The organism is Chelativorans xinjiangensis, from assembly GCF_009812055.1.
Taxonomy (GTDB): Bacteria; Pseudomonadota; Alphaproteobacteria; order Rhizobiales; family Rhizobiaceae; genus Chelativorans; species Chelativorans xinjiangense.
Genome location: NZ_WQNH01000016.1, coordinates 1 through 25,075 on the forward strand (window position 1 = coordinate 1; position 25,075 = coordinate 25,075).

The following is a 25,075-nucleotide window of genomic DNA, read 5'->3' on the forward strand; positions in this document are numbered from 1 at the left end:
GAAAGCTCGTCCTGCTCGCAAACGCCCTGCTCAGAGACAGCCGAAAATGGACGCCTGCCCTTCCTTGACCAACACGGATACTCTAGCCTGCATATAACCGCCAAGCGGCGCACGCTCCAATCACCATCTCGTGGCAAAGCGCCGCAGCTTCCCGCACAACAAGAGCGCCGTTGCCACGGCCTTTTGCGGTTGACCGGGCAAAGCCGCCTGACTATGTTCCGCCGCACTCCCGCAGGCGGCCCGCCGCTTATCGCGCGAGCGCGTAGCTCAGCTGGTAGAGCAACTGACTTTTAATCAGTAGGTCCAGGGTTCGAGCCCCTGCGCGCTCACCAAAAACTCCAAGAAAACAACGCTTTGCTGAGGAAGCCCGCCGACATGCACTGACCGGTGCGTTCATGTCCGCAGGGTGTGCGAAAATTGGCGCGGACATGAAAAGCCCGCCACCGTTTCAAGTGACGGGCGCTTACGGGCCTTTTAGTCCGCCGGTTCCAGTTCGGCTGGTTCCTCAGCCGCTGGCAGCGCCCCGTATGCTTCCTGACACCTACAGGCTGCGTCGCCCGGTCACGGAATGGTATAGGTAAAGCACGACTATTGACCCGATAACGGCGACGATCAGGCTGTAAATATTGAGGCCTGTGATCCCGGATGCGCCAAAGAAACTGAAAATAACACCACCGACAACCGCACCGACAACCCCGAGTACGATGTCCAAGAGCATGCCCTGACCGCTCTTGTTGACGATCTTGCTTCCCAGGAAGCCAGCAATAAGACCAAGAATGATCCAACTGATAATCGACATGTCATTCCTCCATACCCCGTTCCTCATAATTCTCTTGTCACAGACGCCGAATAAACTCAACTTCAACGGGAGCTTGAAAACTCAAACCAGAGCGTCATTATGGGGAAACGGGCGGAGGTTTCTCACATGTGGAGGCCTAATCATGGGAATTTTTGACGATGCCGTGCCGGGAGGAAATGTCGGCAAGCCATTGATGATCGCGCTCGGTGCTTTGCTGGTGAGCAGATTTCTGAGCAGCAGAAAAGACCAGCCTGAACAGGGACAGGATAAGGGTGTTGCACAATCCGAGGATGGGGGTCTGTTGGGTGGCATGGACGGACTCTTGGACAAACTCAGGAATTCTGGCCATGGCGACAAGGCCGATTCGTGGGTCGGTTCAGGCGACAACAAGCCAATCGCCAAGGATGATCTGGGTGACGCGTTGGGGTCGGACATAGTCAAGCAGCTCGCAGAGAAAACAGGTATGCCGGAGGAGGAGTTGTTGAAGCAGCTATCGGCCGTGCTGCCCGGCCTGGTCGATAAACTTACGCCGGCCGGCAAGACCCCTGAATCTGGCCAAATTGCTTCAGCCTTGCGAATGTAATACATCCCCACGACGGAGCGAGACGTACGGCACGACAGTATCGGCCGAATCGTTGCCAGAAGCTCTCAAGAGGCTGCTCGCCTGACAATGAAGCCCGGCCACCGCAGCGGCCGGGCCTTGCGAGTGGGAAATGTTTCCCTATTTGCCGGGCGCAGCCTGCTGTGCCCTAATTTGCTCCAGGCTCTTTTTGGCTATCCCGCACCCATCGGCCACTGCTCCTGCCCTGGGCGCACCCTGCCCTTTTTGCCGTTCTGGAAAGAACCAACAACGAGGAAATGGTATGGCCGACAAGAAACCCATCGAGTCAGCACCGAAGGACGGACGGAAACTGACGGTATACTGGACGGACGCTGACGGCCAAGAAAACGAATCCATCGCGCAATACCGTTCTCTGGAACACCTGAAGGCAACCGGTGGCGATTGGGATGAAAGTGACGCCGGCTGGTGGGCTTTTACCGACAGCGACACCCAGAAACGCATCAATCCCCACTCTTGGATGTCGGGTGATGCGGAAGAGGAAGAGTGAGTATGCGGCCTCTTCGTCTATGACGGTGCCGGCGCGAGGTTCTTGAAGATGACGAAGCCGAACGGATCCGGGTGCGCTTACCAAAAACCCTCAGTTAAACCAATGCATTACGATCAGAATCTCACCGTTCCACGCTGCGCCCATTGGCGGCTGCAGCTTGGCCCGCCTCCCGCCGCGCCCGCTCGCGGAAGATGCGGCGGATGATTTTGCCGGTGGTGGTCAGCGGCATGGAATCAACGAATTCGACCTCGCGCGGATATTCATGCGCCGAGAGCCGGTCGCGCACCCATAGCCTGATCTCTTCGGCCAACGCGGCGTTGGCCGCCGAGGCGTCCTTGAGCATCACGTAGGCTTTCACGATCTCGGTGCGGAGGGGATCGGGTTTGCCGACGGCGGCGGCGAGTGCGACGGCCGGGTGGCCCGTCAGGCAGTCCTCGATCTCGGTCGGGCCGATCCGGTAGCCCGCCGATGTGATGACGTCGTCATCGCGGCCGACGAAGTGGAAATAGCCGTCTTCGTCCACGAGGCCCTGGTCGCCGGTGGTCATCCAGTCGCCGATGAACTTTTGCCTCGTCGCCTCTTCGTTCCGCCAATATTCGAGGAACATCACCGGATCGGGACGGCGGACCGCGACCTGCCCCACCTCGCCACGCGCGACCGGTTGGCCCTCCCCGTCGATCACGGCGACCCGGTGGCCGGGTACGGGCAGGCCGATGGCGCCGGCGCGGCTCACGCCGATTTCACCGCAGGAGGAAAGCACGAGGTTGCACTCGGTCTGGCCGTAGAACTCGTTGATGGTGAGGCCGAGCTCAGCGCGCGCCCAGTCATAGGTCTCGCGGCCCAGCGCCTCGCCGCCGGAGCCGACGGTCCTCAAGCTCAGGCGGAAGCGCCTGGCGATGTCCGGCACGCCTTTCAGCATCCTGAGCGCGGTGGGCGGGATGAAGGCGTTGCGCACCTTCATCTCCTCCATCAGGCGGAGCGCCGCCTCCGGGTCGAACTTTTCAAAGCGGCCGGCCACCACCGGCACACCCAGGTAAAGCCCGGGCAGGAGCACGTTGAGGAGGCCGCCGGCCCAGGCCCAGTCGGCCGGTGTCCACAGGAGATCGCCCGGCTGCGGCAGGAATTCGTGATGCATCCCGACGCCCGGAAGGTGGCCGAGCAGCACGCGGTGGCCATGGAGGGCGCCTTTTGGCGGCCCGGTGGTGCCGGAGGTGAAGATCATCATCGCCGGATCGTCGGGTCCGGTCGCCTCGGCCGTGAATGCGCCTGAGTTGTCGGCCACCAGTTGGTGGAAACCCCTGGCGCCCGCATCGGCGCCGTCGGTTGAGATCACCGTCTCCAATGCCGTCAGGCGATCCCTGATCGCCTTCAGCTTATCCAGGCCTGCCCCATTGGTGACGACCGCTTTCACGCCGGCCGTCTGCAGCCGGTATTCCAATGCTTCGACGCCGAAGAGCAGCGCCAGCGGCACGGCAATCGCGCCGAGCTTAAAGATCGCCGCGTGGCTGATCGCCGTCTCGAAGCATTGCGGCAGCAGCAAAGCGACGCGGTCGCCACGCTTGATGCCGGCTGTCCTCAGCGCATTCGCCAGCGCGTTGGAGCGTGCGGTCAGTTCCCTGTAGGTGAGCCGTTCGACCGTTCCTTCCGCACGATACTCGAAGAGCGCCACACGGTCGGGCTCGCGCCCGCCCCACGCGTCGGCAACCGCGGTGCCGATGTTGAAGGATTGCGGAATGTTCCAGCGAAAGCCGCGATAGAGCGCTCTATAGCTGTCGCGCCTCTCAAGCATGGCCGCCGACACGCCTCACCGAACCGCCCGCCGTGGAAAATCAGTCATTGCGAAGCTCCGCGCACGTGCGCTCCAAAAGATTGGCCAGAAGAAGTGTATTCGTCCGGTGGGATCGGGGCAATCCGCGCTTTCACTCGGCGGATAGAGAACGAACTATCTGCGTTTTGCGAAAGGTTCGCGGCAAGGGTTTTAGAATTTCCGTATCGTTCCAACGACCTCGACTACGACATCGAGGCCATCGAACGTCCTTGGCAGCTTGACGGCCTCCTCGTCTCTTGAGACGTAGACGTTCAGCGCGAGGTCGTCGGCGTTCGGGCTGAGACATATTCCGACGCCGGTCACGCCTTCGGATGGGCCGAACTGCGCCTCGAAGGCCTTTCGGATCTCGATCGCCTGCTCCATCGAATGCTTCATGCCGGCCGTCTCGTTGTTTGAGCGTGATCTTTTCCGAAAGCCGGTGTCCACTTTTCGGGATCATGCTCTAGATAAGCGTCACTCCGAGATGCTGAACGACGGATGATATAGGGTTTGCCCCCGTTATTCCAACACCACCGGCGCCTCCGGAGGCGGAGCCCGAGAACAGGAGCCCGACCGGCCGGCCTCCTTCGTCGACGATCAGGGAGCCGCTGTCGCCGGGCCTGCTGAAGGGCCGCGTCGGCGACATGTCCATTTCGATGACGATCTGGTCGTCGAACCTTGCCAAGCCGTCGCCCATGTCGACGAGGAAATTGTTGACGCTGACGGCCCTGACGCTTCCCCGCGTGAAACTGGTCGTGCGGCCGGTCTTGAACACCGTCATGCCCGGGAGGACTTCTGCAAGCTGTTCCGGGGTCAGCGTCATCGCCGGTTCGGGCGTGTCCTCGCCGCTGTAAAGCGTGTGGCGGTCTTCCTCGCGCTCATGCTCCGAAAGAGACGCCACGGCCGCGTCGACAAAGTTCGGCACACCCTCGTATTGGATGGGGACGAAGCGGGTAAGCGCCGCTATGTCGTCGGGCCCCGGCCTGCCGCCGTCTCGCGCGCCCGGCTGCATGACGGCCGTCGGCGGTGCCACCTTGTTGACGTCCGCCAGCACGTGGTTGTTGGAAAGGACCGCCCTTTGGCCCGTCTCGTCGTCGCGGCAGAAGCAGCCGAGCGTGCCGGCGTATTCCACGGTGGTGGGCGAAATGCTTGCGCCGAGCCGGAGCGGATCGTTGCGCGTGGTCGTCCAGAGCGGCCGTTGGCGGCCGATATAGAGGACGTCGGCCTCGCCCCTTGCGAAACCGACGATCTCCTCCACGACGGCGCTGCGCACCTTGCGGCGGTCCTGAACCAGCACCGCAAGCCTGGCATCGGCGGAAGCGGCATCCTGCGTGATGACGCCGAGGGCAATGTCCTCGACCGCTCGCTTCTTCGCCGTTTTGCGGTAAACCCGCCCTTTCTCCAGAAGAAAGGGATCGAGGTAAAGGCTCGAGGGCGGCCGTCCGGCATGGGTGGTCGCCGGTGCCTCGACGAAATCGAAAACCCTTGAAAATATCTGTGCTTGGAGTTCAAGCGCGGAATCGAACCTCATGCTGCCTCCAGCGTCCGTCCCCGCGAATCAAATCTTAGCACGGCGCGCTCATAGCGTGGATGACGCTGCAACCGCGAGGCGAGCGGATTATCACCGGGGAGCCAGGTCAGGCGCGGTCGTCCGCCGATTGAGCACCCAGACGAAAGCTCCACCGGTGATGTAGGCGATGACGCCGTAAAGGGCGGGGGGAATGGCCATCTCGGGGTTGTTCAGCATGTACTGGCTCAGCGCCAGCGTGATGACGAGGGCAGCGTTGTGGATGCCGATCGACATGGCCAGCGCGATCGCCTGGCGCCGCTCGACCCCGAGGACCAGCGGCGCAAAGTAGCCTACCGCGAAGCTCACCAGATTGAAGACGAGCGCCGTGGCGCCGATGACGGGCCCCCACGCCAAAACCAGGCCCCAGTGGCTGACCAGCGCGAATATGACGATCGCTGCCAGAAAGAATGTGGCCAGGGCCTTTACCGGCCGGTCGAGGCGGCGCGCCATCGCCGGATAGCGGCTGTGAACGAACATGCCGATCATCGCCGGCACGACGGCGAGCGCGAAGATCTGCAGTATGTGGTCGATCCCGACGGAAACTGTTTCCGTTTCGCCGTAGAACAACAGCAGCGAGACGTTGGCAACGATCGGCAGGCTGACCAGCACGAGAACGGAGGTGACGGCGGCAAAGGTGATGCTGAGGGCTACGTCGCCGCGGGCAAGATGCGTGTAGAGCGTGGCTGAAGTGGCGCCGGGGCTTGCCGCCAGAAGCATCATGCCGACGGCAATGGCGGGCGGCAGATCCGACAGATAGACCAGCACCAGGCAGAACGCCGGCAGGATCACCGCCTGGCAGACAATGCCGATAAGGACCGGCTTCGGTCTCGAGAGTATGCGCGTGAAATCCTCGAGCTTGAGCGAGAGGCCGAGGCCCAGCATGATGATGACGAGCGCTATCGGGAGACCCACGTTCAGCGCCGGGCTCGACTGCATGCTGCCGATGTCTTCCGCCCCCATGATGCCTTTCTCCCGTTGAAGTTATGCACCGGCCGCGGCCGGACGGCAGATAGTCTCTCCTATCTTCGGTTACTTTTTTATCCCTCTTCGCCGAGATAGGCGCGCAGCACCTCCGGCAGCTGCTCCGGCATATCCTCCGCAATCAGCCCGGGACCGACCTGCCGCCCGGCCTCGGCGTGCAGATGGACTGCCGCGCACGCCGCCTCGAATCCCGGCATCCCCTGCCCCAGCAGTCCCGCGATCATCCCGGCCAAAACGTCGCCGGAGCCGGCGGTGGCGAGATAGGGAGTGGCATTGGTGTTGATGGCGGCGCGGCCGTCGGGAGCGGCGACGACGGTGTCGGCCCCCTTGAGAACGAGAACGGCGCTGGCGCGGGCGGCAGCCTGGCGGGCCCTCTCCAGTTTGGAGAAAAGCGCATCGCCGGCAAGGTCGGGGAAGAGACGGGCGAACTCCCCTTCATGGGGTGTAAGCACAAGGGCCGCCGGGCTTGCGCTGGCGGCGGCAAATAGGCGGTCGGGAGCATCGGCGAAAGCGGTGACGGCATCGGCATCGAGGACGAGGTGGGCTGCAGCGGTGCCGGAGGCGGGGCGCAGCACGGTTTCGGTGAAGAGGCGGGCGCTTTCACCGACGCCGAAACCGGGGCCGATCACGAAGGCTGCGGGGTGGCGCCGGTCGATGAAGGCGGCAAGCTCTGCCTCCCCTTCCACGCGGGCCAGCATGATAGCGGTAAGGTGCATGGCATTGACCGCCAACGCGGCGGCGGGCGAAAGCACGGTCACCGCCCCTGCCCCGATGCGCGCCGCGCCCCGTGCAGCGAGCCTTGCCGCGCCGGTCACCGTCGGCGGGCCGGAGAAGACGGCGACGTGGCCGCGCTTGTATTTGTGTGTGTCCTGTTCGGGGCGCGGCAGCAGGGCTTGCCAGAGCGCCGGCGTGTTTTCACGGCAGGTCGGGCGGATGGTTTCGAGCACGGTGGCTAGAATGCCGATGTCGGCGACGACCGTCTCGCCGCATAGCTTGCGGCCGGGAAAGAGCAGATGGCCAGGCTTCTTGCGGAAGAAGGTGACGGTGAGGTCGGCGGCGAGTGTCGTGCCCAGCACCCTGCCGCTGTCGCCGGCCACGCCGGACGGCAGGTCGACGGCGATAACGGGCGCCTTCGCCTTCGCCGCCTTTTCCAGCGCCTCGGCGTAGGGCCCCTCCACAGGCTTGGAAAGGCCGGCGCCGAAGAGCGCATCGACGACCGCCCAGCCGGCTTCGGGCGCGAACGTGTCGAGGGGGCGGGCTTCCAGCGGGCATTCGTCGGCCGCTCGCGCAGCATCTGTGCCGGCCGGCGGCACCGACTGGCGCCACAGGCGCACGGCAAGCCCCCGTTCGTGAAGCAGGCGGGCGATCACATAGCCGTCGCCGCCGTTGTTGCCGGGGCCGCACAAGACGTCGTAGCCGGCCGCATCAGTGAAACGGGCCAGGAGTTCCGCTACCACCGCCGCACCCGCATTGAGCATCAGCGGATAGCTCCCGGCGCCTCCGGCCTCGGCGGCGAGCCGGTCCGCCTCCCCCATTTCCCGCGGCGAAAGGATCTCGTGCATGAAACATCCCTCTATATGGGCCGATATTGGCCTTTGCGGGCGCCGGCGTAAATGCGGCGCGCGGGCGATGCTTATTCTTTTTGCATCGTGCACATTTTTTAGCCAGGCGTTAGAGTGATCGCGGTGCACCGGCGCGGAATGTCGGCCGGGTCGCGCGCGCCATCCCGCCGTTCGCGCGGGCAAAGGCGGGCCGGCGCGAAGGCAGGCATGCCTTGCGGCCGGTTGGCACGGTTCGTGCATACGCAACAGCGGAGCGGGGGGCACCCCTGCTTTTGCAGCAATCGGAGGCCGCCGAAACATGAAAAAGATCGAGGCGATCATCAAGCCGTTCAAGCTCGACGAAGTGAAGGAAGCCCTTCAGGAAGTCGGATTGCAGGGCATCACCGTCACCGAGGCCAAGGGGTTCGGGCGTCAGAAAGGACATACGGAGCTCTACCGGGGCGCCGAATATGTCGTCGACTTCCTGCCCAAGGTGAAGATAGAGGTGGTGTTGCCAGACGACATGGTCGACGCCGCAATAGAGGCCATCCGTAAGGCCGCCCAGACGGGGCGAATCGGCGACGGCAAGATATTCCTCACCAATGTCGAGGAGGTCATCCGCATCCGCACGGGCGAGACCGGTGCGGACGCGGTGTAGGCCGGCCGATTGTTAGAATAGTTGTCATAGACAGGGGTTTGAAAAGCATGACGACAGCACAGGATATCCTGAAGCAGATCAAGGACAATGACGTTAAATTCGTCGATCTGCGCTTTACCGATCCGAAGGGCAAGCTGCAGCACGTGACGATGGACGTCAGCGCTGTCGATGAGGACATGTTCGCCGACGGCGTGATGTTCGACGGCTCCTCGATCGCCGGCTGGAAGGCCATCAACGAGTCCGACATGGTGCTGATGCCGGAGCCGGAATCTGCCCATATGGACCCGTTCTTCGCGCAGTCGACACTGGCCATCATCTGCGACATCCTGGACCCGATCTCTGGCGAAGCCTACAATCGCGACCCGCGCGGCACCGCCAAGAAGGCGGAAGCCTATGTGCGGGCGGAAGGCATCGGCGACGAGGTCTATGTCGGGCCGGAAGCCGAGTTCTTCGTCTTCGACGACGTGAAGTACAAGGCCGACCCGTACAACACCGGCTTCAAGCTCGATTCGACCGAGCTGCCCTCCAACGACGACACGGAATACGAGACCGGCAATCTCGGTCACCGGCCGCGCGTCAAGGGCGGCTACTTCCCGGTGCCGCCGGTCGATTCGGCGCAGGACATGCGCTCCGAGATGCTGACCGTGATGGCCGAGATGGGCGTTACGGTGGAGAAGCACCACCATGAGGTGGGTGCGGCCCAGCACGAACTCGGCATGAAGTTCGATACGCTGACGCGCAACGCCGACAAGCTGTTGATCTACAAGTACGTCGTGCACCAGGTGGCCAACGCCTACGGCAAGACAGCCACCTTCATGCCCAAACCCATCTACGGCGACAACGGCTCGGGCATGCACGTGCACCAGTCGATCTGGAAGGACGGCAAGCCGACCTTCGCCGGCAACGAGTATGCGGGCCTGTCGGAGAGCTGCCTCTACTACATCGGCGGCGTCATCAAGCACGCCAAGGCCATCAACGCCTTCACCAACCCGACCACCAACTCCTACAAGCGTCTGGTGCCGGGCTTCGAGGCGCCGGTGCTGCTTGCCTACTCGGCGCGCAACCGCTCGGCCTCCTGCCGCATTCCGTTCGGTTCCTCGCCGAAATCGAAGCGCGTCGAGGTGCGCTTCCCGGATGCGATGGCCAATCCGTACCTCGCCTTCGCGGCGATGCTGATGGCCGGCCTCGACGGCATCAAGAACAAGATCCATCCCGGCCAGGCCATGGACAAGGATCTCTACGACCTGCCGGCGAAGGAGCTGAAGCGGGTGCCGACGGTCTGCGGCAGCCTGCGCGAGGCTCTGATGAACCTCGACAAGGACCGCGGCTTCCTGAAGGCGGGCGGTGTGTTCGACGACGACCAGATCGATGCCTACATCGAGCTGAAGATGGCCGAGGTGCTGCGTTACGAGATGACGCCGCACCCGGTCGAGTTCGACATGTACTACTCCGCGTAACGGACAGGGCGCCCCTTCGGGCGCCTGATGCAAAGAAAAAACCCCGGGTCATCGGCCCGGGGTTTTTTCTTATCCAAGTGTATGGCGGTCTACATCACGCCGATGGACCAGTCGACGATCTCCGCCGCCGCATGCTGGAACGCCCGGTCGAGAGCCGCGACGAGGGCCTCCGTGCCGCTGCCGGCGACGGGGGCTACGGCGGTGAAATCGTGCGAGGCGCGCACCACGCCGTTGCGGTCGTTCAAGACGCGGGCGTGGAGTTCGACATGGGCACGGTCGCCGCCGCCCGGACGAATCTCGAAGGCGCGGATGTCGACGATGACCTGATAATCGATGGCCAGGCCTTCGCCGGGCCGGCCGACGCCGCCGACGCGGCCCGAGTTCTGAAAGGCTTCGACCAGCCGCGCCTGCACCAGGCGGGGAAGGCGGTCGGACCAGCGCGCACCGCCAAGCAGCTGCACCGCGCCGGTGGACGTGCGCACGACCATGTCCTGGCCATCGAGCACTTTGAGCGCGCTCGGTTCGGGAACGAGGACCTGTGTTCGTGAAAGCCGCCGGCCGGTATCGGGCAGTACGGGCGCGGCGATGTCATAGGCGTCCACCGGCGCCGGCCCGAATCCCGGAATGGCGGCACATCCGCTAAGAAGCAGCCCAGCCAGGGCAAGTCCCCACGTTGAAGAACCCCTCATATGCAAATGAAAGCTCCGGAACTGAAAGGACTGCCCCTCATCAATGGCTCCTTCTTGCGGGGCTTGTTCGCGCTTGTCAACGCCGGGAGCGCCCGTCGTAGCGGCGGATCGACCCCTCGCCGCCGGTTATGATGCGCTGCGGATTCTGCTCGAAATCGCTGACGGCCCCCTCGATCCGGTTGATCGAGCGGCGTGCGTCGTTGACCAGCGCCTCGACGTCGCGCAGGCCCTGCCCGGAAAAGCGCGCCAGACCGTCCGTGATGGGGCCGACACGGGCGTTGAGCGTATCGGCGACCTGGCGGAAGGACTGCAGCGTGGTGCGCGCCTCGGCTATCAGCCCCTCCCCGTCCCCCTCCTCCAGCATGCCGTCGAGCTTGGCCAGAACCCCGTCGATGCGCACGGATGCCTGGTTGAGCCGGCTTGCCAGCGAACTGGCATCGGTGATGAATTGGTCTATGTCCTCGTTTCGCTGGCTGATCGTTTGGCTCACCCTGGCGATATCGTTGGAGGCGCGGTCGATCTCCGCGCTCGCCTGCGCGAAGTTGTCCACGGCGCTCGCCACCGCATCCGCATCCACGCCGGCGACGATGTCGTCCACCCTGCCGAGCGTCCGGTTGGCGTTCTCGGAGAAGGTGCTGAGGGAGGCCACCGCCTCGTCCACGCCGGTGGCGATCCCGTCCAGCCGCTCTCCCGCCTCGGCGAGCTGCCGCGTGAACCGGTCGACGTTGTCGACGACGTCGGCGACCTTTTGTTTATCCACAGAATTGATGAGTTCTTCGGCCGCCTGCAGGGTCGCGTTGAGCTGGCCGGAGATCTCGGAGATGGTCTGCGAAAGCTCGCCTACGCTGGCAAGGAATTTGTCGATGCCGTCCGCGTTGTCCGCCAGCGCTTTGGTGAAAGTCTCCACATTGTTCAGCGTTTCCGTCAACGGCCCGCGCGCGTCGGTTACGAAACCCTCCAATTGCCCGATGATCGCATCGGCACGGGTGAGAACGCTTTGGGTCGTCTGCAAAAGGTTCGTCACCGCCGACGGGCTGGCGTTGATTGTGGGGACTTCCCCCCGTTCAACGGCCTCGTCGAGGAGGTTCGGCTCACCCGGGTCTCCCCCCGTCAGCTCGATGGAGGCCTGGCCAGAAAGGCCCGCCAGCCCGACGTCCGCCCTGGTGGACGCCTTGACAGGTGCCTGCGTCCGGTCCACCTCCGCCTCGGCTATGGCATTTCGCGGGTTTTCCGGGTCGACATAGACACGAATCACGCTGCCAACCCCGACGCCGTTGAAAAGCACGGCGCTGCCGCGGCTGAGCCCTGCCGCGGAGCCGAGGATGCGGAAGCGCACGGGCGTCATCTCACCCCGGTCGCCAATGCCCGCCGTCCAGTAGATGAAGCCGAAGGCGGCGAGCACGGCGAGGACCGTGAAAATCCCCACAATGACATAATTGGCTTTGGTTTCCATTGTCTACGGCTCTTTTCTTACTCGTCCTGTGAAAGAACGATGCGCCGCGCCCGCTTACCCCTGAAGTAGGATTTCACCCACGGCTCTTCGCTTTCCATCATGTGATGCACCGTGCCCTCCACGAGTACACGCTTCTTGCCAAGCACCGCAATGCGGTCGCACGCGGTAAGCAGGCTGTCCAGATCATGGGTGACCATATAGACGGTCAGGCCCATCGTATCGCGCATCTTCACCACCAGTTCGTCGAACTCGGCGGCGCCGATGGGGTCGAGCCCGGACGTGGGCTCGTCGAGGAAGACGATGTCGGGATCGAGCGCCAAGGCGCGGGCAAGGGCTGCGCGCTTGATCATGCCGCCGGAAAGCTCGGAGGGGTATTTGTTGGCCGCCTCGCGCGGCAGGCCCACAAGCTCCACCTTGAGCAGCGCCAGCTCATCCATCAGCTTCTTCGGCAGGTCGATATATTCGCGCATGGGCACCTGGATGTTCTCCAGCACCGTCAGCGCGGAGAACAGCGCGCCGTGCTGGAACAGCACGCCCTGGCGCATGTCGATCAGCATGCGCCCGGCCTCGTCGAGCCTGGCAAGGTCCTGGCCGAACAGCCGGATGGTCCCGCCCGCCTTCGGGACGAGCCCGAGGATGGTGCGCAGGAGCACCGACTTGCCGGCCCCGGATGCACCGACGAAGCCGAGGATCTCGCCGCTGTAGACGTCGAGCGACAGGTTCTCCAGCACCGTCGTGGTGCCGAAGCGCACCGTCACGTCGCGCGCCTCGAGGATGATGTTCCCCTCCCCCGCTTTTCCGGCGGAACGCATCTCGCCGTTTGCTTGCTGGCTTCCGGTCATCAGAAATCGATCGCTGCGTAAAATATGGCAAACAGTCCGTCGACGACGATGACGATGAAGATCGCCTTCACCACGGAGGCGGTGACATGTCTGCCGAGCGATTCGGCGCTGCCGCCAACCTTCATGCCCTCGACAGAGGCGATGATGCCGATGATCATGGCCATGAATGGCGCCTTGATAAGGCCTGAGAAAATGCTGGTCAGGTCGATTGCGGTGCGCAACCGGTCGATGAAGGCCGCCGGAGCGATACCGGAATAAAGCCACGCCACCGTCATGGCGCCCGCAAGGGCGGCGAAGTTGGCGACGATGGTCAGGCACGGCAGGGCGACGACGAGGGCGACGAGGCGCGGAAAGACGAGAACGCCGACCGGGTTCAAGCCGATCACGGTAAGCGCGTCGACCTCCTCGCGCATCTTCATCGAGCCTATCTCGGCGGTGATCGCACTGCCCGAGCGGCCGGCGATCATGATGGCTGTCATAAGCACGCCGAGCTCGCGCATGATGAGAATGCTGACCAGGTCGACGACGAAGATCTCGGCGCCGAAATAGCGCAGCTGAAAGGCGCCCTGCTGAGCGATGATGGCGCCGACGATCGCCGACATCAGAACGATGATAGGAATGGCGCCAACGCCCATGCGGTCGATCTGGTTGACGATCGCCGTCGGATTGACCGCGTGCTTGCGCCCCAGCTTCATCTGCGCGCCGCTGATCGTGGCGCCCAGGATGTGCATGCCGTACAGAAGGTCGTTGCGCGCCTCGTAGACCGAGCGGCCGAGGGCGGCAAGGATATCCACGGGCCAGAAGCCGCGGCGCTCGCCGCCGGGCAGGTCAGGCTCTTCCGCAACGGGCGTGACCTCCGCCAGCAGAATGGAGGCGGCTTCCGACTGCCCCGTTATCTCGACTGCCGCGCCGTGCTGCTCATATTCGGCAGTCAACCGCCCCACCAGCCACGCGCCGGCGGTATCGAGATGCCGCACGTCGCTCAGATCGACGTGAAGCCGTTCGATGCCTTCCTTTTTCAGGAGCCCCCGCATCTCGCCGTCGACCTGCCCCACCGTGCGCGTCGTCCAGTCGCCGGCGAGGCGGCAGGTGAGCGTGCCGCCTTCCTCCGACCGGTCGATCCGCGCCGGCGCCGCATCGTCCGCGGCGGCCTTATCGTCTTCTTGCCTCATTGCCCTGAACACCATAAGCACCATCCTTAGAGCGGAGAGGCGGCGAAGAAAACTGCTTTCGCCTGTAAAATGCAGTGCATAGCAGGGCCATGCCGGCCACGATAGTTCGAGGAACCCATGACGCGCACAATGACCGTCGAGATCGAAAGCTTCCCGATCGCCGGGGTCTTCCGCATCGCCCGCGGCGCCAAGACACAGGCGCAGGTGGTGACGTGCATCCTGACGGAGGATGGCGCGGCCGGCCGCGGCGAATGCGTGCCCTATGCGCGCTACGGCGAGAGCGTGGAGAGCGTGGTCGAGCAGATCGAGGAGATGCGCCGTGAGATCGCCGAGGGCATCGACCGACAGACGCTCATGGCGCGCATGCCCGCCGGTGCGGCGCGCAATGCCGTCGACTGCGCGCTGTGGGACCTGGAGGCGAAGCGGACGGGCACGCGGGTGGCGGACCGGATCTGCCGGTCGCGGCCACACCCCGTCACCACGGCGCAGACCATCTCGCTCGGCACGCCCGAGGAAATGGCCGCACACGCGCGCGCCAACGCCGACAAGCCGCTCCTGAAGATCAAGGTGGGGGGCGAGGACGATGCCGCCCGTCTGCGCACGGTGGCGGCGGCCGCGCCCGACAGCCGGCTCATCCTCGACGCCAACGAGGGCTGGACGGAAGCGAATCTCGAAGAAAACCTGCGCGCGGCGGCCGAGTGCCGCGTGGCGCTCATCGAGCAGCCGCTGCCGGCGGGCAAGGATGCGATGCTGCGCGAGATCCGGCACCTCATTCCCATCTGTGCCGACGAGAGCCTGCACGCCGCCGAGGACCTTGCGGCGCTGCAGGGGCTCTACGACGCCGTCAACATCAAGCTCGACAAGACCGGCGGGCTGACGGCCGCGCTCATCCTGCGCGAGCGGGCGCGCGAGATGGGCCTTTCGGTGATGATAGGGTGCATGGTGGGCACGTCGCTCGCCATGGCGCCGGCGGTGCTCTTGGCGCAGGAAGCCGATTTCGTCGATCTGGACGGCCCTTTGCTGCTTCAGCACGACCGGGTGCCGGGGCTCGCCTACGCCGGCGCGATTGTCTCGCCGCCGGAAGCGGCGCTCTGGGGGTGAACTCGCGGAAGGGGGAGCTAGTGGTGCGATCCTGACGGATGGTACCCATCTGTCAGGACAAATCGCCCCACCGGATCAATAGCTTGTGGGCTTACTTTTCCAAACGGATGGGTACCATCTGTTTGGGTCAGATCACTATGCCGCCTCGGCGGCCTCCTCCTCGACAACCGCTTGCCGAGGCTTCACAGCGGGCGCGGCAACCCGCGTCCAGCTGATGATCTCGAAGCGACCGTCGAAATCCTCGACAAGAGCCGTGCAGCTTTCCACCCAGTCGCCCGTGTTCATGTAGAGGACGCCCATGATCTCCTCCATGGCCGCGTGATGGATGTGGCCGCAAATGACGCCGTCCACCTCGGCGCGCGCGGCTTCCTGGGCCAGCACGTTCTGGAACGAGCTGATGAACTTCACCGCCTTCTTCACCTTCACCTTGGCCCAGGAGGAGAACGACCAGTAGGGCCGGCCGAAGAGGCGGCGGAAGACACCGATCACGCGATTGACGACGATTGCCGTATCATAGGCCTTGTCGCCAAGATATGCGAGCCAGCGGGCGTTGTGGACGACGGCGTCGAACTGGTCGCCGTGGACAATGAGGAACCGCCGCCCGTCGGCCGCCTCGTGGACGGCGCGGTCGGCCACCACGATGCCGCCGAAATGCACGCCCTGAAACGAGCGCAGGAACTCGTCGTGATTCCCTGCGATATAGATGATATTCGTGCCCTTGCGCGCCTGGCGCAGAAGCTTCTGCACCACGTCGTTGTGCGCCTGCGGCCAGTGCCAGGAGCGCTTCAGCCGCCAGCCGTCGACGATGTCGCCGACCAGATAGATCGTCTCGGCCTCGTGATGGCGCAGGAAGTCGACGAGGAACTCGGCCTTCGCCGGCCTGGAGCCCAGATGGACGTCGGAGATGAAGATGGTGCGGAAGGTGCGGGGCGCGGCGGCGGGCATGATGTCGTCCGGTGCGGTGTGCGGTCGCGCTTCCTATGCCCCGATTCCTGTCACAGCCATGTGACGGTTGCCAGGCGGTGATACGGCGGGTAGACGATCAGGCAGTTTGAAAAATTCGGGGCATGCAATGGATCTCGGCATCAAAGGCAAGAACGCCATCATCTGCGCGTCGAGCCGCGGGCTCGGCCGTGGCTGTGCCATGGCGCTGGCGGAGGCCGGCTGCAATCTCGTCGTCAACGGGCGCGATCCGCAGGCGCTGAAGACGACGGCCATGGAAATCCGCGACCGCTTCGGCGTCTCCGTGGCGGAGGTGGCGGCGGACGTTTCGACACATGAAGGTCAGAAGGCGCTGCTTGCCGCCTGCCCTGCCCCCGACATTCTGGTGAACAACAATGGCGGTCCGCCGCGGCGCGATTTCCGGGAGCTTTCGCGCCAGGCGATGCTCGACGGGGTGACGCAGAACATGGTGACGCCGCTGGAGCTCATCCAGGCGACCATCGACGGCATGACCGAACGCGGCTTCGGCCGCATCGTCAACATCACCTCGCTTTCCGTCTATATGCCCATTCAGGGCCTCGACCTGTCGTCGGGCGCGCGGGCGGGCCTGACGGCCTTCCTGGCCGGCGTGGCGCGCGGCGTGGCCGGCAAGAACGTCACCATCAACAATCTCCTGCCCGGCAAGATGGATACAGAACGCCTGCAGAGCGGCATCCGCTTCGGCGCCGAGAAGGCGGGCACGACCTACGAGGCGCAGGCCGAGCGCCAGGCTGCGGAAATACCCGCCGGCCGCTTCGGGACGGCGGACGAGTTCGGCCGCGCCTGCGCCTTCCTGTGCTCGGCCCATGCGGGTTACATCACGGGCCAAAACCTTATGCTTGACGGCGGGCTCTACACGAGCGCCTTCTAAAGCAATTCCAGGAAAAGTGGAAACCGGTTTTCCGTCCGGAATTGCGACAAAACAAAGAGTTAGACCAGTTCATCGATTCCATGAAACGATGAACTGGTCTAAGAAGACCTTCCCGCCGTATCTCGCGGCAATTCACCCCAACGAACGAGGGAGAGAAAACCTTGAAACTCTTGCGTTTTGGCAACAAGGGCGCGGAAAAGCCGGCTGTTCTGCACGATGACGGGACCATCCGCGACGTGTCCTCGCTGGTTGCCGACTTCACGCCTGAGACCCTGTCGCCGGCGCTGACGCGCATCCTTGGCTCGACCGAGATCGGCAGCCTGCCCGAGGTGCCCCCCTCGGTACGCATCGGCGCGCCGATCTCCCGCACCGGCCATTTCATCGCCATCGGGCTGAACTATGCGGACCATGCCGCCGAATCCGGGCTGCCGGTGCCGAGCGAGCCGGTGGTCTTCTCCAAGGCGCCGAGTTCGCTTTCGGGCCCCAACGACGAGGTGATGCTGCCGAAGGGTTCGGTGAAGTCGGACTGGGAGGTGGAGCTTGCCGTCGTCATCGGCGAGCGCTGCGATTATGTCGAGGAGAAGGATGCGCTGGCGCATGTCTTCGGCTACGCCGTGTGCAACGACGTATCGGAGCGCGAGTACCAGGCCGAGCGCGGCGGCCAGTGGATCAAGGGCAAGAGCGCGCCGACCTTCGGGCCGCTGGGTCCGTGGCTGGTCACGGCGGACGAGATCCCCGATCCGCAGAGCCTCGACATGTTCCTCGACATCAACGGAGAGCGCCGGCAGACGGGCAACACCCAGACGATGATCTTCAGCGTGGCCGAGATCGTCTCCTATCTTTCGCGCTTCATGGTGCTGGAGCCGGGTGACGTCATCACCACCGGCACGCCGCCCGGTGTCGGGCTTGGCATGAAGCCGCCGGTCTATCTGAAGGCCGGTGACGAGATGCGGCTGGGCATCGCCGGTCTCGGCGAGCAGCACCAGCGCGTCATCGCGCGCTAAACTCGCAATCCAGGAGGGCGGTGGCAGAGATGGCAAGGCAGACACCGGTGAAAACCAAAGGCTCCGATCTCGACGAGGCCGCCCTCTTCTTCCACCGCTATCCGATTCCAGGAAAGCTGGAGATCCAGCCGACGAAGCCGCTCGGCAACCAGCGCGACCTGGCGCTGGCCTATACGCCGGGCGTCGCCGCTCCCTGCATAGCCATTCGCGACGATCCCGGCATGGCGGCCGAATATACCTCGCGCGCCAATCTGGTGGGCGTGGTGTCGAACGGCTCGGCCGTGCTCGGCCTCGGCAATATCGGGCCCTTGGCGTCGAAGCCGGTGATGGAGGGCAAGGCCGTGCTTTTCAAGAAGTTCGCCGGCATCAACGTCTTCGACATCGAGATCGATGCGCCCGGGGTCGACAGCATGGTGGAGACCATCGCCGCGCTCGAGCCCACCTTCGGCGGCATCAACCTGGAGGATATCAAGGCGCCGGAATGCTTCGAGGTGGAGGAGCGGCTTAAACGCCGCATGTCGATCCCCGTCTTCCACGACGACCAGCACGGCACCGCCATCATCGTCGCCGCCGCCATCCTCAACGGGCTGGAGCTGGCCGGCAAGGACATCGCCGAGGTGAAGATCGTCACCTCCGGCGCGGGGGCCGCCGCGCTCGCCTGCCTGAACCTTCTGGTCTCGCTCGGCGCGAAGGTCGAAAACATCTGGATCACCGACCGCTTCGGCGTCGCCTTTCGCGGGCGGACGGAGGAGATGGACCGCTGGAAGGAGCCTTACCTGAAGGACACCGATGCGCGGGCGCTGACCGAGGTCATCGGCGGGGCGGACGTGTTTCTCGGCCTTTCGGCGGGTGGGGTCCTGAAGCCGGCAATGCTCAAGAAGATGGCCGAGCGGCCGTTGATCATGGCGCTCGCCAATCCCGTACCGGAGATCATGCCGGAACTGGCGCGCGAGGCGCGGCCCGACGCAATGATCTGCACCGGCCGCTCGGACTACCCGAACCAGGTCAACAATGTCCTTTGCTTCCCACACATCTTCCGCGGTGCGCTGGACGTCGGTGCCACGGCCATCAACGAGGAAATGAAGCTCGCCGCCGTGCGCGCCATCGCGGCCCTTGCCCGCGAGGAACCGTCGGACGTGGCGGCGCGCGCCTATTCGGGCGAGATACCGATCTTCGGCCCCGACTTCCTCATCCCCTCGCCCTTCGATCCGCGGCTCATCCTGCGCATCGCGCCGGCGGTCGCCAAGGCGGCCATGGAATCTGGCGCCGCCACCCGGCCGATCGACGACATGGGCGCCTATCTCGATCGGTTGAACCGCTTCGTCTTCCGCTCCGGCCTCGTCATGAAGCCGGTCTTCTCCGCCGCCAAACAGGCCGGTCGCAAGCGCGTCATCTATGCCGACGGCGAAGACGAGCGCGTGCTGCGGGCGGCCCAGGTGGTCCTGGAGGAAGGGCTGGCGCAGCCGATCCTCATCGGCCGGCCGCACGTGGTGGACGTCCGGCTGAGACGCTACGGCCTGAAGATCAAGCCGGACAGGGATTTCGAGATCATCAACCCGGAAGACGACCCGCGCTACCGCGACTACGTGGAATTGCTCATCCGCATCGCCGGCCGGCGTGGCGTGACGAGCGAGGTCGCCCGTACGCTGGTGCGCACCAACACGACGGTGATCGCCGCGCTCGCCATGATGCGCGACGAGGCGGACGCCATGATCTGCGGGCTGGAAGGCCGCTTCGAGCGGCATCTGCGCTATGTCGACACGATCATCGGCCGGCGCGCGGGCGTCGACGACCTCTCGGCACTCTCCATGCTGATCGCCCAGCAGGGCGCCACCTTCTTCACCGACACCCATGTGACGCTGGACCCCAGCGCGGCCGAGATCGCCGAGATGACGGTGCTCGCCGCGGAGGAGATCCGCCGTTTCGGCATCGAGCCCAAGGCCGCCCTCCTGTCGCACTCGGATTTCGGCTCGCGCGACAGCCCAAGCGCGCTGAAGATGCGAGAGGCGGTCGCCATTTTGCACCAGACCGCACCTGGCCTGGTGGCCGATGGCGAGATGCACGGGGATTCGGCGCTTTCGGAGACGCTGCGCCAGCGCGTCTTCCCCCATGCGGGGCTCGAGGGAGAGGCCAATCTCCTGGTCTTCCCAAATCTCGACGCCGCCAACATCACGCTGACGACGGTCAAGGCGATGACGGACGCGCTGCATGTCGGGCCGATCCTGCTCGGCACGGCGCGCCCGGCGCATATCCTGACGCCGTCGGTCACCTCGCGCGGCGTGGTGAACATGACCGCGCTCGCGGCCGTGGAAGCGCTGCAGAACCAGGCGTTGGAATATGCAATCCTAGAGAGAAAATAGGTTGCGCATTAAATCCATAACGTGTTTTTAAACCATCCCGCGCAATAACCCACCAGACCGCAACCCTTAGGGGAAGCGGAGACACCTGAAGAGCGTTTTACGGTGGTGGGATGAGTGTTCGGGCAGAAAAAGCTATTTACGCAGCCATGGCCTGCATGGTGCTTCTCGTCGTCGGCGCCGCAACGCGCCAGATGTGGGCTCAGTCTCGAGCGCATGCAAATCCGCAGGCGCGGCAGCTCGCCGGGGACGGTGGATGGCAGCGGGAGGGCAAGCCGGCGACAGGCGGCGAGACAGTCGGGAAAATGCCTGTGGAGACAGAGCAGCCGATCAGGATTGTCGGCCCGCGATTCTTTCCCGATCCATCAGAGGCATTAAATCTGCGAGGTCGGGGCCGGACTCCCGCCCCGTGAGCGCCAGCCGCAGGGGCTTGAACAGCGCCTTGCCCTTGCGCCCGCTCGCCTCCTTCACGCGCTCGGTCCATGCGCGCCAGGTCTCCCGGTCCCAGGGCTCCGGCGGCAGCACGCCGAGTGCCAGGTCCACAAAAGCCTCGTCCTCCGGTGAGAGGTCGGCCTTCTCCGGTCCCTCCCTCACCACCCGCCACCAGCCGGCGGCATCGGCCAGCGTATCGAGATTGCCGCGCACGGCGGTCCAGAAGGCCTCAGCCTTCGGCCCGGCTATGCCGAGCTTCTCCAGCCTGGGCGCTGCCTCCTCGAAGGACATCGCCTGAATAAGGCTGCGGTTCAGCCCCTGAAGCTCCGCGGGATCGAACTTCGCCGGCGATTTCGAGCTCGACGCCGGGTCGAAGTGCGCGGCCAGCGCGTCCATGTCGCGGTACGCGGTCACCGCTTCCGAGGTGCCGATGAGGACGGCGAGCGAAGCGACGGCCATCGGCTGGATGCCGGCTTCCCGCAGGCCGGCGATGGACAGCGCGCCGGAACGCTTGGAAAGTCCCTCGCCGGTGGTGGCGGTGAGCTGATTGTGATGGCCAAAGGCGGGCGCCGCCGCGCCCAGCGCCTCGAACAGGGCGATCTGGGCGCCGGTATTCGTCACATGGTCGTCGCCGCGAATGATATGCGTCACGCCCAATTCCATATCGTCGACGACCGACGGCAGGGTATAGAGGAACGTGCCGTCCTCGCGCACCAGAACCGGATCGGACATGGAGGCGAGGTCGACGGTCTGCGGCCCGCGCACGATGTCCTCCCAGTGGATCTCCGTGCGCCGCGGCGACAGGGGGTCGGCGTCGAAATTGGGCAGCAGGAAACGCCAGTGCGCCCGTCGGCCTTCCGCCTCCAGCCGCGCCTTCTCCTCCTCATCGAGCTTCAGCGCCTCGCGGCCATAAACCGGCGGCAGACGGCGCGACAGCCTGATCCTGCGCCGCCGCTCCAGCTCTTCCGCCGTCTCGTAGCAGGGATAGAGAAGGCCCGCCTCCTTGAGCTTGGCGACAGCGCTTTCGTAGCTCGGAAAACGGTCCGACTGGCGCACGACCAGATCCGGCTCGATGCCCAGCCAGCGCAGGTCCGTCTCGATCTGGTCGGCAAATTCCCGCCGCGACCGGGCAGTGTCCGTGTCGTCGAAGCGCAGGATGAAACGCCCGCCCCTCTTCAGCGCGAACAGCCAGTTGAACAGCGCCGGGCGTGCGTTGCCGATATGGATCTGCCCCGTCGGGGACGGCGCGAAGCGAACGGTGACACTCATGGCGCGGAGGTAGCCGAGGCCTCGCCGGTTTGCAAGGCACGAGCCGTCAGGCGCCGCGAGACGGCGAGCATGAGGAGCGCGGCGGCGAAGCAATAGAAGCCCATCGTCGCGACTTGCAGCGGATAGGAAACACCCAGATCGATGAGAAAGCCCGTCAGCCCCGGCCCCACCGCCGTGGCGAAGACCATGATGGCGACGATGGAAGCCCGCACCGCGCCCAAATAGCGTGTGCCGTAGATTTCCGGCCACAGCGCGCCGAAAAGTGTCGCCGAAAAGCCATAGGACACGCCGAGCAGCCCCATGAAGGCGAAAGCGGTCCACTGGGCCTCGAAGGAAGCCAGCACCAGACAGGCGACCGCCAGCGGCAGCAGGAAGGTCGGCAGCAGAGACACGGCGGAGAAACGGTCGACCAACTGCCCCGCCACCAATGCGCAGATGACGGTCATCGCCGCCATGAAGGTGAACGAAGAGGCAAAGACCTCGAGCGACCACCCACGCAGCTCGACCAGGTAGATCTGGTGGAAGGCAATGGTCGTGCCGATGAATCCCGGAGCCATGACGCCGAGAAGCAGTGCGTAGAACAGCGGGTCGCGCATGACCTCGCCGCGCGTCCAGTCGCGCGCGGTCGTGGCGCGCGGGGCGGGATCGCTGGAGCGCGGTGCCCGCTCGACCGCCATCAGCCCCGAAATCACGGGCAGCGCGACGACGACCAGGAAAGCGGCGGCGATCAGCCAGCCGTTGCGCCAGCCGACAAGGCCGGCGACTGTGACGAAGACGATGGGAAGGACCGCCTCTCCCACGTTGTGTCCCAGAATGGTGATGGAGACGGCACGGCCGCGCTGGGCGGCATACCATCGGCCCATGGCCGTCAGCGCGTTCTGCGTCATCATGCCCTGCCCGAACAGGCGCAGGAGATAGATCGTCACGACCAGGACGAGGACGGAGGTGGACAGCGCCATGAGGACGCAGGCCATCGCCAGGATGGGCACGATGATGAGCGTGACCTTCCTCACCGTATAGCGGTCCACGATCTGGCCGAAGCGCGGCATGGTGAGGGCGCTGGCAAGTGTTGCCAGCATATAGATCATTCCGAAGGCGCCGTGGGACAGAGCGTATTCCTGGCGAATATTACCGGCCGACAGCGAGATGAAGAAGGTCTGTCCAAAAGACGAGAAGAAGGTGAGGAGGAACCCGCCGGTGAGCCAGCGCGCGTTCTCGCGGAGGAAAAGCAAAAAGGACATCGGAATCTCTGCTGGGAGCGCGCAGCGCTTCATCCCGCTTCGCGCGTTGCCGGATTTGGCAGGAACGATCCCATCGTAGAAGCTTGCGTTCGCGTTGCAAGACGCGCGTGCCCCTGCCCCACCGGCTTTCGCTCGCTGGTGCAACGGAAGATGTCGGTACGGCCTTGCCTGATAGATAAGTATCTGCTTATCTACAGCCATGAACGAGACGGATATCTTTCGTGCCCTGGCCGATCCGAACCGGCGTGCCGTTCTGGAGCGCCTGTTGGACGGCGAGAAGAACGCGACCGAATTACGCGAGGGCTTGCGCATTTCGCAGCCGGCGGTCTCTCAGCATGTGGCGGTGCTGCGCGGCGCCGGGCTGATCGCGGAGAAGAAGGAGGGCCGCCACGTGCGCTACAGCCTGGCCCCGGAAGGGCTGGCGCCCGTGCTCGACTGGCTGACGCGCTACCGCGCCTTCTGGCCCGAACGGGTCGAGCGGCTGAAGGCGCTTTTGAAGGAGATGGACCAATGACGCCCACCGACGAGGTCGAGACGAGGCCGGACGAGATCCTCGTCGAATGCGAGATGGAGGCTTCGCCCCAAACGCTCTGGCGCGCGCTGACGGAGGAGGAGCTTCTCGCCGATTGGCTCGGCGCCCGCCCGGCGGCGGAGGGCGAAGATGCCATGGAAGGGCCGCGTTACCGCATCGTCGAAGCCGAGCCCTACGACCGGCTCCGCTATGCCTGGCACGACCCCTCCTGCCCCGACGCGCCGCCCTTCGTCACGATCGAGCTTGAGCCGATCGCGGGCGGGCGGACGCGGTTCCGCCTCACTCACGGGCAGGTGGCGGCGCGCGCGCCGGCCATCCGCGCGGCGAACTCAAACACTCCGCCGCTGGCGCTTGCCGCCTGAGCCGAACGCAATAGCTACTGAACAAGAGGAGGTTGCGCCATGCGTGACATGATGAATCTCGTCCCCATGGTCGTTGAACAATCGGCGCGCGGCGAGCGCTCCTTCGACATCTTCTCGCGGCTCCTGCGCGAGCGCATCGTCTTCCTCAACGGCCAGGTGGACGACAATTCCGCGGCCTTGATCTGCGCCCAGATGCTGCATCTGGAGGCGGAGAACCCGAACAAGGAGATCTCCCTCTACATCAACTCGCCCGGCGGCGTGGTCTCCAGCGGCTTGGCCGTCTACGACACGATGCAGTTCATCAAATGCCCGGTCGCCACCCTGTGCCTCGGCACGGCGGCCTCCATGGGCTCGTTCCTCCTGATGGCAGGCGCCAAAGGGCGCCGCATGGCGCTTCCCAACGCGCGGATCATCCTGCACCAGCCCTCGGGCGGCTTTCAGGGCCAAGCCTCCGATATCGAGCGCCACGCCAGGGACATCCTGAAATTGAAGCGGCACATGATCAAGCTTTACGCCGAGCACAGCGGGCGCACGAAGGAGGAGGTGGAGCGCACGCTCGACCGCGACTTCTTCATGACCGCCGAAGAGGCGCGGGAATGGGGACTGGTGGACCACGTCTACCACCGGCGCGAGGCGCTGGAGGCGATCGATCGGTAGCCGCTACGTTTACAGTTATCGCCGCGCCCTGTCGCGCCCCCCTCTGTCCTGAGCTTGTCGAAGGGGCCGGACATCTCCCCCGCGAGGGGGGAGATCATCTCTCATTGATATTTCGCCTCTTCTGCGACGTTGGAGGATTGGCGAAAGCGACGATAACAGCCAATCTCCCCCGTGTGGGGGAGATGTCCGG

The 25,075-nt window shown here is 64.7% G+C and carries 24 protein-coding genes and 1 tRNA gene; 12 read left to right on the top strand and 13 right to left on the bottom strand.

The genetic code is table 11. The features are described 5' to 3' along the window. The first annotated feature begins 256 nt into the window (after positions 1-256). Positions 257-332: transfer RNA gene (locus tag GM910_RS12430), tRNA-Lys, on the top strand. 209 nt (positions 333-541) lie between these two features. Here the strand turns inward: GM910_RS12430 and GM910_RS12435 are convergent. After that, positions 542-799 (bottom strand): GlsB/YeaQ/YmgE family stress response membrane protein, encoded by a 258-nt coding sequence (locus GM910_RS12435; protein ID WP_159587876.1) that lies wholly within the window; start codon positions 797-799, stop codon positions 542-544. Positions 800-941: 142 nt separating this feature from the next. Between GM910_RS12435 and GM910_RS12440 the strand changes: the two genes are divergently transcribed. Together GM910_RS12440 and GM910_RS12445 are read left to right on the top strand one after the other, a co-directional pair. After that, positions 942-1,382, top strand: a complete 441-nt coding sequence (locus GM910_RS12440) for a YidB family protein (RefSeq protein ID WP_159587877.1) — start codon at positions 942-944, stop codon at positions 1,380-1,382. Between the two features lie 280 nt (positions 1,383-1,662). Continuing rightward, entirely contained in the window at positions 1,663-1,908 is a 246-nt protein-coding gene (locus GM910_RS12445) for a hypothetical protein (protein ID WP_159587878.1), read from the top strand. A gap of 121 nt (positions 1,909-2,029) precedes the next feature. Here GM910_RS12445 and GM910_RS12450 read toward each other — a convergent pair whose 3' ends face one another. The 5 genes from GM910_RS12450 to GM910_RS12470 all read right to left on the bottom strand — a co-directional run bounded on the left by GM910_RS12450 (position 2,030) and on the right by GM910_RS12470 (position 7,828). Continuing rightward, complete coding sequence (locus GM910_RS12450) at positions 2,030-3,697, bottom strand: AMP-binding protein (protein WP_159587879.1); 1,668 nt, start codon at positions 3,695-3,697, stop codon at positions 2,030-2,032. A gap of 189 nt (positions 3,698-3,886) precedes the next feature. Then, positions 3,887-4,111 carry a hypothetical protein gene (locus GM910_RS12455; RefSeq protein WP_159587880.1) on the bottom strand — a complete coding sequence of 75 codons (225 nt, stop codon included), beginning with the start codon at positions 4,109-4,111 and terminating at the stop codon, positions 3,887-3,889. Positions 4,112-4,178: 67 nt separating this feature from the next. After that, positions 4,179-5,246, bottom strand: a complete 1,068-nt coding sequence (locus GM910_RS12460; RefSeq protein WP_159587881.1) for a Nal1-like putative serine protease — start codon at positions 5,244-5,246, stop codon at positions 4,179-4,181. Positions 5,247-5,336: 90 nt separating this feature from the next. Continuing rightward, positions 5,337-6,245 carry a bile acid:sodium symporter family protein gene (locus GM910_RS12465; RefSeq protein ID WP_246226065.1) on the bottom strand — a complete coding sequence of 303 codons (909 nt, stop codon included), beginning with the start codon at positions 6,243-6,245 and terminating at the stop codon, positions 5,337-5,339. A gap of 77 nt (positions 6,246-6,322) precedes the next feature. Next, complete coding sequence (locus GM910_RS12470) at positions 6,323-7,828, bottom strand: NAD(P)H-hydrate dehydratase (protein WP_159587882.1); 1,506 nt, start codon at positions 7,826-7,828, stop codon at positions 6,323-6,325. 298 nt (positions 7,829-8,126) lie between these two features. Between GM910_RS12470 and GM910_RS12475 the strand changes: the two genes are divergently transcribed. Next, positions 8,127-8,465, top strand: coding sequence for a P-II family nitrogen regulator (locus GM910_RS12475; RefSeq protein WP_159587883.1), 339 nt, complete (start codon positions 8,127-8,129; stop codon positions 8,463-8,465). A 47-nt stretch (positions 8,466-8,512) separates the two neighbouring features. After that, the gene (gene glnA / locus GM910_RS12480; RefSeq protein ID WP_159587884.1) at positions 8,513-9,922 is read left to right on the top strand and encodes a type I glutamate--ammonia ligase; all 1,410 of its coding nucleotides are present in this window, start codon (positions 8,513-8,515) and stop codon (positions 9,920-9,922) included. Positions 9,923-10,011: 89 nt separating this feature from the next. Here the strand turns inward: glnA and GM910_RS12485 are convergent, their stop codons facing one another. The 4 genes from GM910_RS12485 to GM910_RS12500 form a co-directional block, all read right to left on the bottom strand. Next, the gene (locus GM910_RS12485) at positions 10,012-10,524 is read right to left on the bottom strand and encodes an ABC-type transport auxiliary lipoprotein family protein (RefSeq protein ID WP_343032986.1); all 513 of its coding nucleotides are present in this window, start codon (positions 10,522-10,524) and stop codon (positions 10,012-10,014) included. A gap of 163 nt (positions 10,525-10,687) precedes the next feature. Next, complete coding sequence (locus tag GM910_RS12490) at positions 10,688-12,064, bottom strand: MlaD family protein (protein WP_159587886.1); 1,377 nt, start codon at positions 12,062-12,064, stop codon at positions 10,688-10,690. 17 nt (positions 12,065-12,081) lie between these two features. After that, the gene (locus GM910_RS12495; protein WP_159587950.1) at positions 12,082-12,876 is read right to left on the bottom strand and encodes an ABC transporter ATP-binding protein; all 795 of its coding nucleotides are present in this window, start codon (positions 12,874-12,876) and stop codon (positions 12,082-12,084) included. A gap of 29 nt (positions 12,877-12,905) precedes the next feature. Continuing rightward, the gene (locus GM910_RS12500; RefSeq protein ID WP_246226066.1) at positions 12,906-14,078 is read right to left on the bottom strand and encodes an ABC transporter permease; all 1,173 of its coding nucleotides are present in this window, start codon (positions 14,076-14,078) and stop codon (positions 12,906-12,908) included. A gap of 117 nt (positions 14,079-14,195) precedes the next feature. Between GM910_RS12500 and dgcA the strand changes: the two genes are divergently transcribed. Next, on the top strand, positions 14,196-15,179 hold the full coding sequence (gene dgcA, locus GM910_RS12505) for an N-acetyl-D-Glu racemase DgcA (RefSeq protein ID WP_159587888.1): 984 nt from the start codon (positions 14,196-14,198) through the stop codon (positions 15,177-15,179). A gap of 135 nt (positions 15,180-15,314) precedes the next feature. Here dgcA and GM910_RS12510 read toward each other — a convergent pair whose 3' ends face one another. Beyond that, a complete protein-coding gene (locus GM910_RS12510; protein ID WP_159587889.1) occupies positions 15,315-16,124 on the bottom strand; it encodes a UDP-2,3-diacylglucosamine diphosphatase in 810 nt (269 codons plus the stop codon). A gap of 127 nt (positions 16,125-16,251) precedes the next feature. On the opposite strand from GM910_RS12510, the gene GM910_RS12515 reads away from it, so the two are divergent. The 3 genes from GM910_RS12515 to GM910_RS12525 all read left to right on the top strand — a co-directional run bounded on the left by GM910_RS12515 (position 16,252) and on the right by GM910_RS12525 (position 20,395). Continuing rightward, complete coding sequence (locus GM910_RS12515; protein WP_159587890.1) at positions 16,252-17,031, top strand: SDR family oxidoreductase; 780 nt, start codon at positions 16,252-16,254, stop codon at positions 17,029-17,031. 161 nt (positions 17,032-17,192) lie between these two features. After that, positions 17,193-18,035, top strand: a complete 843-nt coding sequence (locus GM910_RS12520) for a fumarylacetoacetate hydrolase family protein (protein WP_159587891.1) — start codon at positions 17,193-17,195, stop codon at positions 18,033-18,035. Positions 18,036-18,064: 29 nt separating this feature from the next. Then, positions 18,065-20,395: an NADP-dependent malic enzyme gene (locus GM910_RS12525; RefSeq protein ID WP_159587892.1), complete on the top strand. Its 2,331-nt coding sequence runs from the start codon at positions 18,065-18,067 to the stop codon at positions 20,393-20,395. A 327-nt stretch (positions 20,396-20,722) separates the two neighbouring features. Here GM910_RS12525 and gltX read toward each other — a convergent pair whose 3' ends face one another. Both gltX and GM910_RS12535 read right to left on the bottom strand, forming a co-directional pair. After that, positions 20,723-22,093, bottom strand: a complete 1,371-nt coding sequence (gene gltX / locus GM910_RS12530; RefSeq protein WP_159587893.1) for a glutamate--tRNA ligase — start codon at positions 22,091-22,093, stop codon at positions 20,723-20,725. Then, the gene (locus GM910_RS12535) at positions 22,090-23,334 is read right to left on the bottom strand and encodes an MFS transporter (protein ID WP_159587894.1); all 1,245 of its coding nucleotides are present in this window, start codon (positions 23,332-23,334) and stop codon (positions 22,090-22,092) included. Before GM910_RS12535 ends, gltX begins: the two co-directional genes overlap by 4 nt. Before the next feature lie 199 nt (positions 23,335-23,533). Between GM910_RS12535 and GM910_RS12540 the strand changes: the two genes are divergently transcribed. From GM910_RS12540 to GM910_RS12550, 3 genes are read left to right on the top strand one after another with little or no spacing between them, the layout of a single operon-like run. Next, positions 23,534-23,848: an ArsR/SmtB family transcription factor gene (locus GM910_RS12540; protein WP_159587895.1), complete on the top strand. Its 315-nt coding sequence runs from the start codon at positions 23,534-23,536 to the stop codon at positions 23,846-23,848. Continuing rightward, positions 23,845-24,228, top strand: coding sequence for an SRPBCC family protein (locus GM910_RS12545; protein WP_159587896.1), 384 nt, complete (start codon positions 23,845-23,847; stop codon positions 24,226-24,228). The genes GM910_RS12540 and GM910_RS12545 overlap by 4 nt, the downstream gene beginning before the upstream one ends. Before the next feature lie 39 nt (positions 24,229-24,267). Then, the gene (locus GM910_RS12550) at positions 24,268-24,885 is read left to right on the top strand and encodes an ATP-dependent Clp protease proteolytic subunit (protein ID WP_159587897.1); all 618 of its coding nucleotides are present in this window, start codon (positions 24,268-24,270) and stop codon (positions 24,883-24,885) included. Positions 24,886-25,075 lie beyond the last annotated feature (190 nt).